General features: G+C 41.2%; 19 protein-coding genes and 1 tRNA gene. 2 read left to right on the top strand and 18 right to left on the bottom strand.

Annotated elements, in window-relative coordinates:
* Positions 1 to 10: 10 nt before the first annotated feature.
* The 4 genes from prfA to ATY38_RS08035 form a co-directional block, all read right to left on the bottom strand.
* Positions 11 to 1,090: a peptide chain release factor 1 gene (gene prfA / locus ATY38_RS08050; RefSeq protein WP_062558851.1), complete on the bottom strand. Its 1,080-nt coding sequence runs from the start codon at positions 1,088 to 1,090 to the stop codon at positions 11 to 13.
* The gene (gene hemA / locus ATY38_RS08045) at positions 1,087 to 2,340 is read right to left on the bottom strand and encodes a glutamyl-tRNA reductase (RefSeq protein ID WP_062558850.1); all 1,254 of its coding nucleotides are present in this window, start codon (positions 2,338 to 2,340) and stop codon (positions 1,087 to 1,089) included. Before hemA ends, prfA begins: the two co-directional genes overlap by 4 nt.
* A gap of 112 nt (positions 2,341 to 2,452) precedes the next feature.
* Positions 2,453 to 2,953, bottom strand: a complete 501-nt coding sequence (locus tag ATY38_RS08040) for a CreA family protein (protein WP_062558849.1) — start codon at positions 2,951 to 2,953, stop codon at positions 2,453 to 2,455.
* Between the two features lie 264 nt (positions 2,954 to 3,217).
* Positions 3,218 to 3,294 (bottom strand) — tRNA-Val (locus tag ATY38_RS08035).
* Positions 3,295 to 3,742: 448 nt separating this feature from the next.
* Between ATY38_RS08035 and ATY38_RS08030 the strand changes: the two genes are divergently transcribed.
* Complete coding sequence (locus ATY38_RS08030) at positions 3,743 to 4,192, top strand: hypothetical protein (RefSeq protein WP_062558848.1); 450 nt, start codon at positions 3,743 to 3,745, stop codon at positions 4,190 to 4,192.
* Positions 4,193 to 4,239: 47 nt separating this feature from the next.
* Here ATY38_RS08030 and lpdA read toward each other — a convergent pair whose 3' ends face one another.
* The 14 genes from lpdA to rpoE form a co-directional block, all read right to left on the bottom strand.
* On the bottom strand, positions 4,240 to 5,700 hold the full coding sequence (gene lpdA / locus ATY38_RS08025) for a dihydrolipoyl dehydrogenase (RefSeq protein ID WP_062558847.1): 1,461 nt from the start codon (positions 5,698 to 5,700) through the stop codon (positions 4,240 to 4,242).
* Between the two features lie 87 nt (positions 5,701 to 5,787).
* On the bottom strand, positions 5,788 to 6,840 hold the full coding sequence (gene nagZ / locus ATY38_RS08020; RefSeq protein WP_062558846.1) for a beta-N-acetylhexosaminidase: 1,053 nt from the start codon (positions 6,838 to 6,840) through the stop codon (positions 5,788 to 5,790).
* Between the two features lie 2 nt (positions 6,841 to 6,842).
* Entirely contained in the window at positions 6,843 to 7,220 is a 378-nt protein-coding gene (acpS, locus tag ATY38_RS08015; protein ID WP_062558845.1) for a holo-ACP synthase, read from the bottom strand.
* Positions 7,217 to 7,942, bottom strand: a complete 726-nt coding sequence (gene pdxJ, locus ATY38_RS08010; RefSeq protein ID WP_062558844.1) for a pyridoxine 5'-phosphate synthase — start codon at positions 7,940 to 7,942, stop codon at positions 7,217 to 7,219. The genes acpS and pdxJ overlap by 4 nt, the downstream gene beginning before the upstream one ends.
* Positions 7,943 to 7,980: 38 nt before the next feature.
* Entirely contained in the window at positions 7,981 to 8,874 is an 894-nt protein-coding gene (gene era / locus ATY38_RS08005; protein ID WP_062558843.1) for a GTPase Era, read from the bottom strand.
* Between the two features lie 45 nt (positions 8,875 to 8,919).
* Entirely contained in the window at positions 8,920 to 9,633 is a 714-nt protein-coding gene (rnc, locus tag ATY38_RS08000) for a ribonuclease III (protein WP_062558842.1), read from the bottom strand.
* Positions 9,634 to 9,646: 13 nt separating this feature from the next.
* Complete coding sequence (locus ATY38_RS07995) at positions 9,647 to 10,003, bottom strand: DUF4845 domain-containing protein (RefSeq protein ID WP_235590217.1); 357 nt, start codon at positions 10,001 to 10,003, stop codon at positions 9,647 to 9,649.
* 40 nt (positions 10,004 to 10,043) lie between these two features.
* Positions 10,044 to 10,847: a signal peptidase I gene (gene lepB, locus ATY38_RS07990; RefSeq protein ID WP_062558840.1), complete on the bottom strand. Its 804-nt coding sequence runs from the start codon at positions 10,845 to 10,847 to the stop codon at positions 10,044 to 10,046.
* Positions 10,848 to 10,953: 106 nt separating this feature from the next.
* On the bottom strand, positions 10,954 to 12,750 hold the full coding sequence (gene lepA, locus ATY38_RS07985) for a translation elongation factor 4 (RefSeq protein WP_201011883.1): 1,797 nt from the start codon (positions 12,748 to 12,750) through the stop codon (positions 10,954 to 10,956).
* A gap of 99 nt (positions 12,751 to 12,849) precedes the next feature.
* Positions 12,850 to 13,140 (bottom strand): glutaredoxin family protein, encoded by a 291-nt coding sequence (locus ATY38_RS07980; protein WP_062558838.1) that lies wholly within the window; start codon positions 13,138 to 13,140, stop codon positions 12,850 to 12,852.
* Positions 13,124 to 14,539, bottom strand: a complete 1,416-nt coding sequence (locus tag ATY38_RS07975; protein ID WP_062558837.1) for a DegQ family serine endoprotease — start codon at positions 14,537 to 14,539, stop codon at positions 13,124 to 13,126. The genes ATY38_RS07980 and ATY38_RS07975 overlap by 17 nt, the downstream gene beginning before the upstream one ends.
* 164 nt (positions 14,540 to 14,703) lie before the next feature.
* Positions 14,704 to 15,690, bottom strand: a complete 987-nt coding sequence (locus ATY38_RS07970; RefSeq protein WP_062558836.1) for a MucB/RseB C-terminal domain-containing protein — start codon at positions 15,688 to 15,690, stop codon at positions 14,704 to 14,706.
* Positions 15,687 to 16,235, bottom strand: coding sequence for a sigma-E factor negative regulatory protein (locus ATY38_RS07965; RefSeq protein WP_062558835.1), 549 nt, complete (start codon positions 16,233 to 16,235; stop codon positions 15,687 to 15,689). The genes ATY38_RS07970 and ATY38_RS07965 overlap by 4 nt, the downstream gene beginning before the upstream one ends.
* Before the next feature lies 1 nt (position 16,236).
* The gene (rpoE, locus tag ATY38_RS07960; protein ID WP_013646992.1) at positions 16,237 to 16,836 is read right to left on the bottom strand and encodes an RNA polymerase sigma factor RpoE; all 600 of its coding nucleotides are present in this window, start codon (positions 16,834 to 16,836) and stop codon (positions 16,237 to 16,239) included.
* A 277-nt stretch (positions 16,837 to 17,113) separates the two neighbouring features.
* Between rpoE and nadB the strand changes: the two genes are divergently transcribed.
* Positions 17,114 to 18,709 (top strand): L-aspartate oxidase, encoded by a 1,596-nt coding sequence (nadB, locus tag ATY38_RS07955; RefSeq protein ID WP_062558834.1) that lies wholly within the window; start codon positions 17,114 to 17,116, stop codon positions 18,707 to 18,709.
* The last annotated feature ends 26 nt before the right edge of the window (positions 18,710 to 18,735 follow it).

The following is an 18,735-nucleotide window of genomic DNA, read 5'->3' as shown; positions in this document are numbered from 1 at the left end:
CAGGCAATGATTATTCTTGTACTGATGCAGCTAACAACTCAGCCTGATGCTCGGCCATGAGCGCCGAACAAAGCTCATCGATGTCCCCATCCATAATTTGATCCATCTTATAGAGAGTAAGATTGATACGATGATCGGTCACCCGTCCCTGGGGAAAATTGTAGGTACGAATCCGTTCCGAGCGTTCGCCGGTACCCACCAATGATTTCCGTGCAGCTGCTTGTTCCGCGTGCTGTGCGCGCATTTGTTTGTCATGTATGCGCGCCGCCAACACGCTCAATGCCTGTGCCTTGTTTTTATGCTGCGAACGTCCATCCTGGCACTCTACAACGATCCCGGTGGGTAGATGAGTCACGCGCACGGCGGAATCGGTTTTATTGATATGCTGACCGCCCGCACCGGAAGCACGAAAGGTATCGATACGTAATTCCGCGGGATTCAAAACCACTTCACTCACTTCATCGGCCTCAGGCATAATAGCCACGGTACATGTAGAGGTATGCACACGACCTTGAGTTTCAGTTACGGGCACACGTTGAACACGGTGACCACCTGATTCAAACTTAAGTTTCGAATAAGCGCCGTAACCAATAATTTTAGCGATAATCTCTTTATATCCGCCAATTTCCGACAAGCTTTGCGAAATAATTTCCACTTGCCAACGTTGTCTTTCTGCATAGCGTGAATACATGCGAAACAAGTTTCCTGCAAACAGAGCGGATTCATCCCCTCCCGTTCCTGCGCGGATTTCCAGAAAAATATTGCGCTCATCATTGGGATCTTTCGGAAGTAATTGCTTTTGTATTTCCGATTCGATCTGAATCAGTTTTTCTTTTCCAGTTTGAATTTCAGTCTCGGCAAATTCACGCATATCCAAATCCGCATGCATCTCCCGCGCTGTTTGCACATCACACTCGAATTGCTGATAAGACCGATAAAGCTCAACAATCGGAACAATTTCAGCATGCTCACGCGTAAGCTTACGATAGTGATCCAAGTCTGCAGTTGCAGATTCGCTGCTCAGCAAATGATTTAATTCGTCCAAACGCACACTCAGACGAGTGAGCCGGTCCATGATATTTTTGTTCATTGGGGACGGTGCAGTTGATATAGTCGATTAATCAATTCGACCAATTCTTCACGCTCATCCGCTGCTGCCTGATTTAAAGCATTGGAAGGCATATGCAAGAATTTATTTGTTAGACCAGTGCTTAAAGCCTCTATAACTTTCTTTGGATCTTCACCTTTTTCAAGCAATTTGGTGGCTCTAGCCAACTCATGCCGACGATAACGTTCACCTTGATCTCGCAACGCGCGAATTGTGGGAACCATTTCACGCGTGGCAAACCAGCGCATAAAATCGACCACATTCGAATCAATGATAGTTTCAGCCTGTGTAACCGCATTAAGACGTGAATCCAGTCCTTCCTTAACGATCTCGGATAAATCATCGACATAGTATAGAAAAACATCATCGAGTTCTGCAACTTCGGACTCAACATCCCGCGGCACAGCGAGGTCAACGATAAATATCGGTCGATGTTTGCGTATTTTAATTGCGCGCTCCACCATGCCTTTACCCAGTATGGGCAAAGGGCTTGCTGTACAAGTTACCACAATATCGTGCAGTGCCAATTGCTCGGGCAATTCGCTTAAAGTAATAGCCTGTGCATTGAAACGATTAGCTAATGCTTCAGCGCGCTCAGTAGTCCGATTGGCAACCGTGATCTTTTTGGGATTACGTGCCGCAAAATGATTAGCGCATAATTCGATCATTTCACCCGCGCCGATAAACAAAACCCGCTGCTCGGCAATATCACCAAAAATTCGTTCAGCTAAGCGCGCAGCCGCCGCAGCCATTGATACAGAACTAGTACCTATTTCAGTCGAGGTTCGAACTTCCTTAGCAACGTAGAACGTGCGCTGAAATAACTTATGCAATAATAATCCTAGTGTCCCGGCATGTTCTGCAGATTTAACCGCACTTTTTAACTGTCCCAGTATTTGCGGTTCACCCAATACCATCGAATCTAAACCACTGGCAACCCGAAATGCATGTTTCACGGCCTGTTCGCGTGGCAATTTGTATATGTAGGGATCCAACTCACGAGTCGGCAAATGATGAAAATCAGCCAGCCATATGACAGCATCTTCCGGTCTTTCGGTGCAACAATATACTTCAGTGCGATTACAGGTGGAAACGATGGCAGCTTCCTTTATTGGATTACGCCCAACCAGATCGCGTAATGCATGCTCCATCGTATTTTCAGGAAAAGCAACTTGCTCGCGCACATCCAGTGGCGCGGTGTTATGATTGATTCCAAAAGCAAATAATTGCATGGAAGATAATGTTGCCAAGGTGAACAATTAGAAAGAAATGATTGGTAATTATAATATTAGGTTTTCTTAAATACCATCAATGCAATTAATTTATTTCACTCGCTCTGGTTACTTAATGCCACGGGGTAATTGGAATTATTGAAATACTATTTTTGGGCGATCCTTCAATAATTCTGTCGCTATAAGTTAAATAAACGAGAACATTTCTTTTGGCGTCATAAAATCGTACTACCTGTAACGATTTAAATAATAGCGATGTGCTCTTTTTAAAAACTTCTGCGCCATCCTCGTCACCATTTTTTACTTTCTCGGGCAAAGAAATCGGACCAATCTGCCGGCATGCAATTGAGGCATCCGAAGTATCTTCAGCAATCCCTACCATCCCACTGACCCCCCCTGTTTTGGCTCGACTCAGATAACAGGTAGCTCCGGCAATATCCGGATCATCAAATGCCTCAACGACAATTTTATCGTTTGCACCTAACACTTTGAACTTAGTAGAAACGCTACCAATTTTTTCTGCCATCACATAAGAAACTGTTTGCAGCATTAAGATACCGATCAACAATGCATTTAATAAGCTCTTGGTACTAATAACTATAAAATATTGCATAATTTTCTCCCGATAAAATTCAATAGCACATACTGATTCCGCTTCTATTTAGCTCCGATCTCTGGCTACAATCTTGCAAATTAATGTCATTGAGTCCTGGCAGATATGTAAGTTGCATACATACCCCATTCTCGGAAACGTTAGTCAAGAATTATAAAACCCGTATCATTCCACTCATTTTTCTTGGAGTGACGCAAGCTGGATAGGTGTCATTAATTCTCAACCCATTCAATCGAAAATAACAGAAGATTATTATTTGATAATTGGTAGGCGCGATTGGACTCGAACCAACGACCCCCACCATGTCAAGGTGGTGCTCTAACCAACTGAGCTACGCGCCTGAAAGAAATGGATTCTAACCGAAACAACTAGCTGCTACAAATAATTAATTGAATTGGATGAATTGATTCACTATAAAAATTCAAAAAATTTTGATTCAAAGCTAAATTTTCCAAAAATAAAAAATCATGAGTTCTGGGTTATATAGTCCTCAGCGTGCAAAAACACTACACATAATAAAGAACATTTCTTATCTATCAAGACTAAATATCCATAATTTTGAAATAAAGTTATTAAAATTTCATCTCTCGGACCCGGTTAAATACCGAATGCTTTATTAGCAAAATTAAATTTTCAATAATGTTCATAATCAAATTTTCGAGTATACTCGCCCGCTGCAAGCATCATCCAGATTAAGTAGAGGAATTAATCTGGAAGCAATAAGTTAGAAGCAATCGAAGAGCTACATATTTATAGAATAATGAATTGGCATTTTGCCGAGGAGAATTTATGCGCAAATTAGTATTAGACTTCTTTTTATTAACATTACTTGTTCTGCCGCTTAGTGTCTTTGCTCATGGAGACGAGGAACATGAACATGAAGAAGATAAACCTGCAGCTGAATCTGTTTCACAGCTGGAAAGCGGTATTGGGTGGCGGGTTGTGCGTACTGTGGAATTAGGAGCTTCAGGGAAATTTGTGCATTTAGTGCTGATTGATCATAGTAAGTATACTGACAAAACGATCTATAGTGCGGCTATTAATAGACTCTGCAATCCCAATGATGAATTTTGCAGAATCAGATTCTGGAGCGAAGAAAGATTTATACCAGAGAAAGCTTCTTTAACTGTAGAGCAAAACAAACAACTGAGAGCTGATTATTTAGTCAATAAAGCGGGTGGTATTCACCATCTTCAATGGTCATGCAGTGTTAATCCTGATAAAAATAATTGTTTCTAAAATATAGATTTGATGTGCTTGGATAAGTAGTGCTGAACTATAACCCGTTAAATATGCAAAGTACGCTTATCCACGCCGAGTGCAGCTTCATGAAAAACTTCTGATAAAGACGGATGAGCATGAACAATGCAGGCGATATCTTGACTGCTGGCTGAAAATTTCATCGCCATAACCGCCTCTGAAATAAGCTCTGACACATGCGGACCAATCATATGCACACCCAGCACACGATCAGTTTTCTCATCAGCCAAAATTTTTATAAATCCACTGGTCTCGTTGATGGCACGTGCACGTCCATTCGCAATAAATGGGAATTGGCCAGCCTTATAAGCAATACCAGCTGCTCTTAATTCCTGTTCGTTTTTTCCTACCCACGCAATTTCGGGCGCCGTATAAATAACCCAGGGTATCGTATTGAAATCTATTGCCTCATCCACACTGGTTTGATTTGTTTCAAGATGCTTAATCATTTCCGCAACAGCCACGCCTTCTTCGGATGCTTTATGCGCCAGCATAGGCCCTCGAACCACATCACCCACTGCATATACATTGGTCAGATTAGTCCGGCAATTCTGATCAACAATAATAAATCCCCGTTCATCTACTGACAAACCATTCTCTTCCAAACCCAATCCAATAGTATTGGGAATGCGACCAATGGCCACAATCAGTTTGTCAACTTCCATGACCTGTTCCTGATTGTTGGAATCACCATAACCAACGACTACAGAGTTACCGGATACCTTAACCGATTTGATATTGACACCGGTGTTGATTTGCAAACCAGGTTCTTTGGCGAAAATACTTTTTGCTTCTTTAGCAATTTGTTCATCGGCTGCCATCAGAAATCCGGGCATTGCTTCAAGAATAGTGACTTCAGCACCCAATCGGCGCCATACGCTACCCATCTCAAGTCCGATCACCCCTGCGCCAATGACTCCCAGCCGCTTAGGTACTTCCATCAAAGCTAAAGCACCGGCATTATCCAGAATCATCTCATTATCGACTGGCGCAAAAGATAATTGCCGTGGTATCGAACCAGTCGCTACAATCACATGCTTTGCCTCGATTGTTTCAGTAGCATCGCTATTGTCAACTTTTATTTTCCAAGCATTGATGGATTCTTCCCGATTCAGCAACGTTCCCCTACCATGCATCGACTTAACCTTATTCTTTTTGAAGAGTGAAGTAATGCCGGCGGTAAACGTGGTGACAATTTTGTCTTTGCGCGCAATCATGGCCGGAATATTTACCGAAACATTTTCTGCAGAAATCCCATGTGCTGAAATTTTATGCTGAATCTTGAAATAATTCTCAGAAGATTCCAGTAAAGCTTTGGAAGGAATACAACCGACGTTCAGGCAGGTCCCGCCAAGGCTGGCTTTACCCCTTGAATTTTTCCACTCATCAATACAAACCGTATTTAAGCCCAACTGCGCACAACGAATTGCCGCAACATAACCTCCTGGGCCAGCGCCAATAATTGCCACATCGAATGTTTCTAACATAATTAGACCTTATGTGAAATTTTTTCTAAGAGGTAATTTTAAAACAAAATAGGCTGTACATAGTTCGCTTTGAGAAATAAATACAATTTACTGTAACGGCAACTCACCACTTTCACATCCAATAATGCTGATTTCACGTACTGCCTGTACATACTCACCATTTTCACGCAATTTTATTATCGAACCGGTATTATTTCTGGCATGCAAACGTGCCAACCGGGAAAGGCTTGTCGCTGACATTTCCCAACGCAATCCATGTAGAACTTCGTCGACCCCTGCAGGATTATTGCAGATTAATATCATGTCGCAACCCGCATCGAGCGCAGCTTGCGCACGTGAAGGCATAGATTCCAAATAATCTCCAGCGCCACGCATACTTAAATCATCACTGAAAATACAACCCTCGAATTGTAATTCCTTACGTAAAATGTTTTGTAACCAGATTCTCGAAAATCCGGCAGGTTTGGAATCGATTTCTGAGTAGATAATATGTGCTGGCATTACCCCAGCCACTCCCGAATCAATCATGTGTTGGAATGGAACTAAATCATCCGCTTCAATCTCAGTGTATCGACGTGGGTCAATTGATTTTTCCAAATGCGAGTCAGTCTGAATATAACCGTGTCCCGGAAAATGCTTTACTATTGCCGGCATACCGCCTTTCTTAAGTCCGAGCATCAAATTATACGCCAAGTCCGAAACAACATCGGCCTCATGATGGAAGGCACGATCACCGATTACAGAATTTTTCCCATAATCCAGATCCAACACCGGTGTAAAACTGAAATCGATACCGCAAACATTTAACTCAGCCGCCAACACGAAACCAACCTGTTTAGCTAAGTGCCGAGCCCGGCTCGATTGCTTATCCCAAATTTTTCCCAACTCACGCATTGCAGGGAGTTTTGTAAAGTTTTCCCGAAAACGTTGAACACGCCCACCTTCATGATCAACCGCAATCAGCAAATGCGGACTTCGTAGCGCATGGATCTGCTGCGTCAATTCAGTCAATTGACGATGGTTTACATAATTGCGGGTAAAAAGAATGACGCCCCCTGTGAGGGGATGTAAGAGCCTCTTGATTTCATCTTCGGATAATTGTGTTCCGGAAATATCGAGCATCACTGGTCCCAGTGGCACGATTATTTCTCCAATACGACAAAAGCACAAACCATATTCACTTCGTCGCTAATAGAAAGATGATGTTGCGTGATTCCATGGTCGAAAAGTAATTGATTGAGTTCAGGGTGAAATTGGAAAAATGGTTTCCCCAAAACATTGTGAGTAATCGTGATATATGTCAAATTAACCGGGTGCCGTAACCCTGTACCCATCGCTTTGGATAACGCTTCTTTAGCCGCAAAGCGACTAGCAAGAAAAAGTATTGGCTTACTACTCGTTTGATACTCTTGCAACTCGCTATCGGTTAATATACGCTGCGCAAAGCGCTCGCCGAAACGACTCAACGATTGTGCAATCCTTGCTGATTCGACAATATCGGTTCCAATACCATAGATCATTTACGCGACTCGAGCATGAGTTGTTTCATTTCTTGTACAGCAAGTTTAAAACCAACAAAAATCGCTCTGGCAACAATTGCATGCCCAATATTCAATTCCGAAATTTCAGGAATGGCTGCAATGGCTTGAACATTTTCATAATGCAAACCATGTCCGGCATTAACTTTCAGACCAAGGTTCCGACCCAGACCAACGGCTTCCTGAACCTCAAGAAAATGCTTTTCCTGCGCGTCAAATGAATGTGCATCAGCATAGCTGCCGGTATGGATTTCGATAACAGGTGCACCCGCTCGGGCTGCAGCATTAATTTGTAGCGCATCAGCATTAATGAACAATGAAACACGTATCCCCGCCTCTCCCAGTTTCTCACATGCACGCTTGATCTGATCGAAATGCTTCACAACATCGAGACCCCCTTCCGTTGTTAGCTCTTCACGTCTCTCAGGCACTAAGCAAATGTCGTGGGGCTTTATTCTAAGCGCGATAGTAATCATTTCATCGGTCACTGCACTTTCCAGATTCATTCTAGTCGTCAGCCGGTTACGCAAAATTTCCACATCACGATCCTGAATATGCCGTCGATCTTCGCGTAGATGTAAAGTAATCGCATCAGCCCCGGCAGATTCGGCGATCAATGCCGCTTCAATCGGGTCCGGATATTTCGTTCCGCGTGCTTGTCGTAATGTCGCCACATGATCAATATTGACACCTAGTTCAATCATTCTCTGAGACTCCCAAGATGCAAGCAATGCTTAATGGTTTATTCATACCCTAGATTTCTTAGCACACTTTCACTATCAGCCCAACCACCTTTAACTTTAACCCAAACTTCCAGATACACTTTCTCCCCAAACAACAATTCCATGTCTTTTCGCGCCTGGCTTGCTATTTGTTTAAGCTTCTCACCTTTCTTTCCAATAATAATTGCTTTTTGATTAGGTTTATCAACCAGGATGGTGGCATACACTTTGTGCAGATGATTTTCCAACTTAAATTGATCAATCACAACACTGGTCGAATAAGGAATCTCATCACCAACCAGGCGAAATAATTTTTCACGAATAAATTCTCCGGCAAGAAAACGCTCACTGCGATCTGTAATTTCATCCTTATCGTATAAAGGTTCACTAACAGGTAAATAGTTGCGAATGGTATTGAGAAGCTCCGCTAGCTGAATTTTATACATCGCGCTCACCGGTATGATGTCAGAAAATTTAACTACTTGAGCTACTTCACCCAGAAATGGCAATAGTCGATTCTTGTCTGCCAATTTATCAATTTTATTGACCACTAAAATAATCGGAACATTCGCGGGTAGAATTTTGAGCACCGCGATATCGCGTTGATCAAGGCACATCGCTTCAAGGACAAACAATATAACATTCACCTCGCGCATACTTTGGGTCACCACTCGATTCATTGCGGCATTTAAGCCACTGGTATAGTGTGTTTGAAAACCCGGCGTATCAACAAAAACAAATTGTGTCTGTTTATCTGTCAAAATACCATTAATTCTGAAACGAGTGGTTTGCGCTTTCTTTGATGTAATGCTGATTTTCTGTTTCACCAGCTTATTCAACAAAGTCGATTTACCCACATTGGGGCGACCAATAATTGCTACGTAACCAGTACGAAAATTGGCATGAAGGGTCATTCTGAAGTGTTGTAGGTAATAATTAGCTTATTAAACACTATTAATTTAGTGCGTATGCTGCAAGCAAATTTTTTCATAGGCTAATTTTGCAGCCACTTGTTCGGCACTCCGGCGATTGGTGCCTTCACCTGCAGTTCGAATATTTAATGTGGATATTACACATTCCACTTTGAATTTTTGTTTATGCGCTTTACCACTGGTTGTAACCACTAGATATTCTGGCAATGATAGTTTCTGGCTTTGTAAAAATTCTTGCAATAAAGTTTTAGGATCCTTAGCAGGTGATTTAAGATCAATATCTTGTATCAGAGGTAAATAGATTGCCATAACTACTGTTTCCACCTTTGCATAATCACTATCCAGGTAAATGGCACCCAACAAGGCTTCAAAAGTATCTGCAAGAATCGATGGGCGATGACAGCCACCGCTTTTTAGCTCGCCTTCACCTAGTCGGAGCAACTTATCCATTTGTAAATTAAGCGCAATGCTCGACAATGCCTTTTGATTCACAAAATTGGCGCGAAGCCGGGACAAGTGCCCTTCTGGCAATTCTGGAAAATGCTTATAAATTATTCCTGAGATTACGCAGTTCAATATCGCGTCACCCAGAAATTCAAGACGTTCATTATGGGGAGTACTGTGGCTTCGATGAGTTAACGCCGTTTGCAACAATTGGGATTGATTAAAACAATATCCTAGACGTTCACAGAATACATCCAGTAACTGTCGGGTATCATTTGATATTGTCTCATCTCGCATAATCTTTCAAGTACTAGTCGCTCACTGCTTCAAAATCAATGCTTAAAGATACATTGGAAAATAGCGGGATTTTTTCTGTATAGCCGACACTCAAAATCACCCGTCCATTTTCTCTACTTATCTTAATATCTTGACCACTGATAGACTTAATATCATCAATCTGAGCACGCCTACTAAATGCCAGTCTTATTTGGTTTAGATTCGTATTTTGCAAACTTGTGTCTTTAGCAATGGCCGATAGATTCTTTTTAATTGCTGAGTATTCTATATAAGCCGGCGCAATTCTCAAACTAGTGATAACAATCAATACCAGAACCACGGACCACATTAATAAGCTGACCAAACCAATACCTTTTTGTTTCAGTGACATCTTGTGATAATTCACATCTCACCTCATAGAAAAAAGCTTATTATTTAATCGACAATCCGATACGACTAAGATCTCCAAAATTCCACCAAATCATGAATGCCTTACCAACAATATTTTCCTCAGGCACGAACCCCCAATAACGACTATCACTACTGCTATCACGATTGTCTCCCAAGGTAAAATAATTTCCAGCCGGTACTTCACAAGTAAAGCCGGTACGACGATACTTGCAGTTATCACGGAATTCAAATTGCCGAACGTTCGAAAACTGGATACCTTTAATATCTGGACTAATAATAATGAAATGACTTTCATCAGCTAAATATTCCGAATAACGATCGGAATAAATATATCCCAACCCGGATTCGACATATTTATAGTCGCCCTCGTATTCCATTTTTATCACTTCCCCATTAATAATTAACTGCTTATTATGGTAAGTAATAACATCACCCGGGACACCGACTACTCGTTTGATGTAATCAATTGATGGATCTTCAGGATAACGGAAAACCAATACATCCCCTCGTTTGGGTTCGTCCATCTCCAAAATTTTCTTATTAATGACTGGTAGCCTTATACCATAGATATATTTATTTACAAGAATAAAATCGCCTATCAATAGTGTAGGTAACATTGAACCTGATGGAATTTTAAATGGCTCAATGACGAAAGAACGCAAACTAAAAACAATCAAAATAATAGGAAAGAAGCTTTTGGGATATTCGATCCACCATGGTTCATTCTCATTCGGTTCGCGCTTTCTTTTCCAGAAAATAATATCTAACAACCAAATACTACCGGTAATTACAAGCAGAATTAAAAGTATCAACGGAAAATTCATGCAATTTCCTTTGATTGTGCATAAGGAGTGCTGTTTTGAATTATTATGTATACGTTTAAATTCAACCTAAAATCCTGCGGAAAAAAAATTTTTCTACTCATCATTATTATTTATTATCGACTTGCAAAATTGCCAGAAACGCCTCTTGTGGAATTTCCACATTGCCAACCCGTTTCATTCTCTTTTTACCTGCTTTTTGTTTCTCCAGCAACTTTCGTTTACGTGAGATATCGCCACCGTAGCATTTTGCCAACACATTCTTTCGTAATGCCTTGACTGTTTCGCGTGCAATAATATGGGCGCCCACAGCAGCTTGTACGGCAATATCAAACATCTGACGGGGAATTAATTGGCGCATTCTTTGCACTAATTCACGCCCCCGATACTGACTGCTACTTCGATGAATGATCAAAGACAACGCATCGACCTTGTCGCCGTTAATCAATACATCCAGCTTTACTAAATCGGAAGCACGAAACTCTTTGAATTCATAATCCAAAGAAGCATAACCGCGACTGGTCGATTTCAATCGATCAAAAAAATCCATAACAACTTCATTCAGTGGCATTTCGTAGGTCAGCATGACTTGCTTACCCATATACTGCATGTTCACTTGATTTCCACGTTTACTAACGCACAAGGTAATCACTGCGCCAACATATTCTTCCGGCACAATAATAGTTGAAGTAATTATGGGTTCGCGAATCTCGGCAATTTTTGACAGATCTGGTATTTTTGACGGGTTCTCAATTTCAATCACCGTGCTATCACGCATCAATACTTGGTAAACAACAGTAGGGGCTGTCGTAATCAAGTCCATATCATATTCGCGCTCTAAGCGTTCCTGCACAATATCCATATGCAACAACCCAAGAAAACCGCAACGGAAGCCGAAACCCAATGCCTGAGATACTTCCGGTTCAAAATGTAGTGACGAATCATTCAGCTTCAGCTTTTCCAATGCAGAACGTAACGCATCATATTGATTGGATTCTACGGGATATAAACCGGCAAATACTTGTGGTTTTATTTCTTTGAAACCCTGAAGAGGATTTGCCGCAGGATGAATTGCAGAAGTTACGGTATCTCCTACCTTTGCTATATTCAATTCTTTGATACCCGAGATGATAAAACCCACCTCACCAGCGCTGAGCAAATCACGATAAACTGACTTTGGCACAAACACCCCTACCTGCTCACATAACTGCACAGCTTTGCTGGCCATCAGCAATATCTTATCGCCAGGTTTTACCTTACCGTCCATCACTCTGACCAAAATCACGACACCGACATAGTTGTCAAACCAGGAATCAATAATTAAGGCTTTTAAAGGCGCGCTCGGATCACCTTTCGGTGCGGGTATTTTAGCGATCAAAGCTTCTAAAACATCTGCTACACCTTCTCCTGTTTTTGCACTGATTTTGACCGCATCTTGCGCATCGATTCCAATTACTTCTTCAATGTTGCTGATGACACGTTCCGGATCAGCAGCGGGAAGATCAATCTTATTTAGAACTGGAACAACTTCAACATCTTGCTCAATCGCTGTATAACAATTGGCAACGGTTTGTGCCTCAACACCTTGGGAAGCATCAACTACCAAAAGTGCACCCTCGCAGGCAGCTAATGAGCGCGAAACTTCATAAGAAAAATTTACATGTCCCGGTGTATCAATTAAATTCAATAAATAAGTTTCACCATTTTTTGCTTTGTAGCTTAATGCCGCTGTTTGGGCTTTGATGGTAATGCCTCTTTCACGTTCCAGATCCATAGAGTCTAATACTTGCGCCTCCATTTCACGATCGGATAAACCACCGCACAGATGAATAATACGATCCGCCAGTGTTGACTTGCCGTGATCAATATGAGCAATGATGGAAAAATTACGGATATGCTGCATCAAGGTATAAAAAATAGAGAGTATATTTTCAGCAGAGCACTAATAACTCACTAGCCAAGCTGAAAACTTAAATATTATATTGGCAATTAAAGAGGCAGCATTCTAACGAAATTTACCAAGATAATCATCTAAAGCTGCTAAATCAAGAAAATAATGACAAATCTCTTGATTGGTAAGCGGTGAAATCAATACTGGAATTTTTTCTCCATAGCGCGCAACCAGCTGTGGATCGGAATCAATATCAACAACCTTGAAATCGAATGATACTTGCTGCTGCAAATTCTGCAGCGCAAACATCATATCTTGGCAAAGATGACAATCTTCGCGGCCATAGATGATCAGCTCCCGTGTTTGATCAGTGTGAAAAGAGTTAGACTCAATTTTCTTTGTCATCGTCGGAGAGTTTCATTGTAATGAAAGTTGTGATCTCCCCTCTTTTTACAAGTAAGGCAATATTTTTTCCACTTTGAACTTGATTGAGCAGTTCATTAAACTGCGCGACACTTTTTACATCTTTACTGTTAAATCCCAGGATAATGTCCCCGATACGAATTCCGGAACGACTGGCAATACCGGATTGCATGTCTTCAACCAGCAAACCATTGGCAATCTCCAACTGTTTCTTTTGCTCATCGGTAACTTCACTTAATGCCAACCCAAGACGATTAGAAGTATCCGGTTTTTTGCTTTGCTTAAGTTTGCGGCTTTCTGATCCCTCATCAGAAAGTGTTTCTCCAACTTCAACCTTAACTGTTCTTAAAGCACCATCCCGCCACATTTGAATGGTTACTTTTGAGCCTGGCTTAGTATTGCCCACTATGCGGGGTAAATCAGAAGATGTTAAAACTTCCTTTTCATCGAACTTCAGAATAATATCACGGGCTTGAACCCCGGCTTTTCCTGCAGGGCCATTTTTCTCAATAGAAACGACTAATGCTCCTCTACTATCCGTTAATCCAAAAGATTCTGCCAATTCTTTAGTTACTTCTTGAATCATTACACCAATTCTTCCTCGGCTTACCTTACCGCTAATCTTTAACTGATCGGCAATTTCAGTGGCAACATTGATCGGTATAGCAAAAGACAATCCCATAAATCCGCCCGTACGGCTATAAATTTGAGAATTAATTCCAACTACTTCACCCTTCATGTTAAACAATGGCCCGCCTGAATTTCCTGGGTTAATTGCAACATCAGTTTGTATAAATGGAACATAATTTTCCTGTGCTAAAGAACGTCCTTTAGCGCTTACAATGCCCGCGGTCACGCTATGTTCAAAACCAAATGGAGAACCGATCGCAATCACCCACTCACCCACCTTAAGATTTTCGGGATTTCCTTGTGCAACTACAGGCAAATCACTAGCGCTAATTTTAATCAATGCTATATCGGTCTTACGATCGGTACCAATAATTTCAGCGACAAACTCTCTTTTATCATTAAGCTTTACGGTTATCTCATCAGCAGTTTCAACCACATGCGCATTTGTCAGAATATAACCATCCGAACTAATAATAAAACCTGATCCCAGCGACTTAGGCTCAGACTTTCTTGGCCCGGGGAAAGGCTGTATATGTCTTCTAAAAAAATCATAAAATGGTGAATTCTCCGGAATTCCTGGTATTTCAGGAATTATCTGATTATTCATCACATTTAGACTCTGTACAGCACTGATGTTCACGACTGCAACACCATGTTTCTCAACTAGTCCCGTAAAATCAGGTAGTTCGGCGGCTTGGACAAAGGTTACCGATGAAAACAAAATGAATGGAATTATTATTAATTGAAACATACCTCTTATCCTTACTATACGCTTATGTAAAAAATAAATGCTGATATACATGATTAACGATCATGATCTTGCATAAGTATTCAAATTTAAATCATGAAGTTAAATAAAGATTATTACTGTTATACTTCTATGAAGGAATAGTAAAATATATAAAATTAAATGACTTAATTAATCTTGATAACAGAATCTCCAATTAATTTTATGGTTTCCATTGGAGCCTCGCCTATTGTAGTTATTTTATTACCCTCCAGCACGCGCACATAGATATTGATTGCGCCGCGATCTTTAAAGAAGCCCGATGCAGGCGTGGGCGTATCTTCTGCCATAGACTCAATAAATACAGATACTGTTGCAAGTCCATCGGATAAAGCAATATGATCTACAAACACTGGTTTCTCAGTCAAATTGCGCTTCATTTCAACTAATTTTCTAAAACCAAAAGGTAAGTTATTGATTTTCCATTCTAATTTTCCTTCTCCGATGACAGAGGTCAATAGATTGGTTACCTTCCAATCCTCTTGCGTCATGAATGAGTTAGGTTTCAATAAATCGGATTGTATTTCTCCGTCGATTTCTAGCTGTGCAAATGCAAATTGTTCAATAATTTGACCGCCATCCATGATAGCACTTTTTAATAGCAAACCTGTTTGGGTATCTATCCAGAATTGATGACCATGACGTAAAGAATCCCTTGGTATCAAAGAAATAATCTGACTTTCGTGATCAATTATGCGCTCGCGTTTGACCTCTTTGATGTAATAATTCTCATCAAGGTTACCAAATGGCTGTGGAAGAATATCTGGGAAAAATTTTCGGAACCAACGTTTCTCGGTATATATTTTTTTGCTTTCTGGCAAATAACATTTCATTTCATCGTTAATACGCAAAACTATTCGCGGCGATCCATCTAAAACTTCAATTCTTTCATGTTCGCCAGCTTGATCATTTTTATGAACAATGCGTGATGCCTCTATATGATTATCCGCATAATAAATGAATACTCCGGAATAGTTATGCCGACGAGGAGCTTCGGCCATTTTTTTCAGCCACTCAAGCGCACCTTCAGATGAGCGGGGCAACTCCTGGGCTAGTACAACTTGAATACCAAATGCTATAAAACATAACAACGAGATAATACTGCGACTAATCATCTACCATATCTTTCGTGATATTCAACGTTATGAATATTGCTCGCTTGCCCACGCATCGTAATTCCCGGGGAAAACTCCCTATGCACGAACAAATAATCATTAATTTCAACTGGGGGATGCGAATAATTATGGATTAGAGGTGGGGATGAAACCATAATGGGAGCGGCACTTAGACTGTTTTCCTGATTCGATTGCTCAGCAATCGTTATTTGCTGCGGTTTATACAAATTATTCATAATTAGACCGGCAGAAATCATTGCAACAACAGAAGCAGCAGCCGCGAGTGTAAACACTTTATACTTCTGTTTTTGGATTGCGCTTGTTATATTGGGAGAAAGTACTGTGGGTTCGGTTATTAATTTTTGACTGACTCTGGAAGATATATTCATGGACAGTCGGGATGACTTTCGGAGCGTATCGCCAATCAAATGATAAGATCTCCACTCGTTCTGTAGATTATCATCTTTTCTGATAGCTTCAATAACATTGGTAACATCCTGTTGATCAAGCTCGCCATCCATCAATGCAGATACTTTACTTTTCACATTACCACCTCTTATCTTTACTTGTCCCTAACAAAGGGCGTAATTGTTCCGAAATTGCTTCACGTGCACGAAATATTCGCGACCGTACAGTTCCAATAGGGCAATTCATGATATTGGCAATTTCTTCATAACTCAACCCATCAATCTCTCTTAAAACAATCGCTGTACGCAATTCTTCCGGCAATGAATCCAACGTCTGATTAACTGTTTGAGCAATTTCCTGACTCATCAGTTCACTCTCAGGTGTATTCATTTCCTTTAGCAAACCACCATCTTCAAAGTCTTCAGCATCTTCATTATCGAAACCTTGCAAAGTTGGTAATTTCCGCCCTTGAGATACCAAGAAATTTTTTGCAGTATTAATGCCGATGCGATATAACCACGTATAGAAAGCACTATCTCCTCGAAATGAAGATAATGCTCGATATGCTTTAATAAACGCTTCCTGCGTAACGTCCTCAACTTCAGCGGAATCGCGTATAAATTGCGACAACAAACGAGCCAACTTGCGCTGATACTTAATCACCAGCAGATCAAATGCCTGCTTATCCCCGCTTTGAACTCGTTCTACTAACTGCTGATCGATCTCCCGATCACCCATACAACTTGATATCCCTGAGCATTTTAAATAAATTTAAACTTATTCTTGTTCCATTATAGGCACCATAATGACACAAATGAATAAGTATACCTATCCAAATGAATCTCGGGAACTATGTAATTCTATATCTATCGTTTTAAAAGACACTTAACCCTACTGATTAGTTCACTATTTGGATTGAACATAATCAATGAAACTGAACCCAATGTACCCAGGATGAGGTATTCTGAGTCTGTTATTATTCAATTTACTAATCATAAAAATAAAACCCAGCTTAATGACTGACAATAATTACGATACACTCATTATCGGTAGCGGATTAGCCGGATTTTCACTAGCGCTACATTTAGCGCAACACCAGAAGGTTTGTATTGTAACCAAACAAACTGCCGAATCTGGAGCCAGTTCATGGGCACAAGGCGGTATAGCAGCGGCGCTCTCAAATGAAGATTCCCCGTCACAACACGTTCAAGATACTTTAATTGCCGGAAGTGGTTTATGTGATGAAGGCATCACACGCTTCGTAACCGAAAATGCGGCTGATGCGATTCATTGGTTGATCGCTCAAGGAGTAATCTTTACCTGCGACCAAACAAGCGAAACCGGCTATCACTTAACTCAAGAAGGAGGCCATAGCACACGACGCATCATTCACAGTGGCGACGCTACTGGTAAAGCCGTACAACAAGCGCTCATTCAAAAAATACGATTGCATCCGAAAATCACTGTTCTAGAGCATCATATTGCTATCGATCTGATAACCGATGATAGATTAACTGATTACACAAAAGACCGAAATAAAAGATGCGTTGGTGCATACATTCTTGACAAGAAAAAAGATAAAGTAATAAGCTTTGCTGCACAAAATACCGTACTGGCAACCGGGGGTGCCAGTAAAGTTTATCTCTACACTACCAATCCCGATACAGCTACCGGCGATGGCATTGCAATGGGCTGGCGGGCGGGCTGCCGAATTGCCAACATGGAATTCATTCAATTTCACCCAACCTGCCTTTATCATCCTCACGCAAAATCTTTTTTAATCAGTGAAGCTGTTCGTGGTGAAGGTGGATTATTAAAACTTCCCAGTGACGAACGCTTCATGCCTTGGCACGATCAGCGCGGCGAACTTGCTCCACGTGATATTGTGGCTCGTGCCATCGACTTTGAAATGAAAAAAAGAGGATTGGATTGTGTTTATTTAGATATATCGCACAAACCTGAAAATTTTTTAAAAAAGCATTTTCCAACAATTTATGCCCGCTGTTTAAAATTAGGTATCGATATTAGCAAAGAGCCAATCCCTGTGGTTCCTGCCGCTCACTACACTTGCGGCGGCGTGATCACCGACAATCATGGCAAGACCGATTTGAGCAACCTATATGCAATCGGAGAAACCGCGCACACCGGATTACATGGTGCCAACCGTTTAGCCAGCAATTCCCTCCTGGAATGTTTAGTATTGGCTCAGACGGCAGGAAGCGACATTATCAATCAACCCACAAATGAATTGCCAAAACTTCCGGATTGGGACGAAAGCCGTGTCACAGACGCCGATGAAGAAATCGTGATTGCACATAACTGGGATGAATTACGCCGTTTTATGTGGAATTATGTTGGTATCGTACGCACCACAAAACGATTACAGCGCGCACAACACAGAATTGAGCTACTGCGCGAAGAAATCAATGAATACTATACCAACTTCCGTGTCACCAGCGATTTACTGGAATTACGCAATCTGGTTGATAGTGCCGATCTGATTGTGCGGTGTGCATTGCTACGTCACGAAAGCCGGGGATTGCACTACAGCAAGGATTATCCTGATACATTACCGCGCGCAGTAAATACGGTGCTAAAAAGAGAAAATTAAGTAACTCTCGACGAAACCTGAAATCG

The sequence above is a fragment of the Nitrosomonas ureae genome (genome assembly GCF_001455205.1).
GTDB lineage: Bacteria > Pseudomonadota > Gammaproteobacteria > Burkholderiales > Nitrosomonadaceae > Nitrosomonas > Nitrosomonas ureae.
Note: the sequence above shows the minus strand (reverse complement) of the source record. Positions and strands in the feature narration are given on the sequence as shown.

Excerpts from the sequence above, each read along its gene's own strand:
- prfA (WP_062558851.1), bottom strand. The coding sequence starts at position 1,090 with ATGAACAAAAATATCATGGACCGGCTCACTCGTCTGAGTGTGCGTTTG.
- hemA (WP_062558850.1), bottom strand. The coding sequence starts at position 2,340 with ATGCAATTATTTGCTTTTGGAATCAATCATAACACCGCGCCACTGGAT.
- ATY38_RS08040 (WP_062558849.1), bottom strand. The coding sequence starts at position 2,953 with ATGCAATATTTTATAGTTATTAGTACCAAGAGCTTATTAAATGCATTG.
- ATY38_RS08030 (WP_062558848.1), top strand. The coding sequence starts at position 3,743 with ATGCGCAAATTAGTATTAGACTTCTTTTTATTAACATTACTTGTTCTG.
- lpdA (WP_062558847.1), bottom strand. The coding sequence starts at position 5,700 with ATGTTAGAAACATTCGATGTGGCAATTATTGGCGCTGGCCCAGGAGGT.
- acpS (WP_062558845.1), bottom strand. The coding sequence starts at position 7,220 with ATGATCTATGGTATTGGAACCGATATTGTCGAATCAGCAAGGATTGCA.
- pdxJ (WP_062558844.1), bottom strand. The coding sequence starts at position 7,942 with ATGATTGAACTAGGTGTCAATATTGATCATGTGGCGACATTACGACAA.
- era (WP_062558843.1), bottom strand. The coding sequence starts at position 8,874 with ATGACCCTTCATGCCAATTTTCGTACTGGTTACGTAGCAATTATTGGT.
- rnc (WP_062558842.1), bottom strand. The coding sequence starts at position 9,633 with ATGCGAGATGAGACAATATCAAATGATACCCGACAGTTACTGGATGTA.
- ATY38_RS07995 (WP_235590217.1), bottom strand. The coding sequence starts at position 10,003 with ATGTCACTGAAACAAAAAGGTATTGGTTTGGTCAGCTTATTAATGTGG.
- lepB (WP_062558840.1), bottom strand. The coding sequence starts at position 10,847 with ATGAATTTTCCGTTGATACTTTTAATTCTGCTTGTAATTACCGGTAGT.
- ATY38_RS07980 (WP_062558838.1), bottom strand. The coding sequence starts at position 13,140 with ATGACAAAGAAAATTGAGTCTAACTCTTTTCACACTGATCAAACACGG.
- ATY38_RS07975 (WP_062558837.1), bottom strand. The coding sequence starts at position 14,539 with ATGTTTCAATTAATAATAATTCCATTCATTTTGTTTTCATCGGTAACC.
- ATY38_RS07970 (WP_062558836.1), bottom strand. The coding sequence starts at position 15,690 with ATGATTAGTCGCAGTATTATCTCGTTGTTATGTTTTATAGCATTTGGT.
- rpoE (WP_013646992.1), bottom strand. The coding sequence starts at position 16,836 with ATGGGTGATCGGGAGATCGATCAGCAGTTAGTAGAACGAGTTCAAAGC.
- nadB (WP_062558834.1), top strand. The coding sequence starts at position 17,114 with ATGACTGACAATAATTACGATACACTCATTATCGGTAGCGGATTAGCC.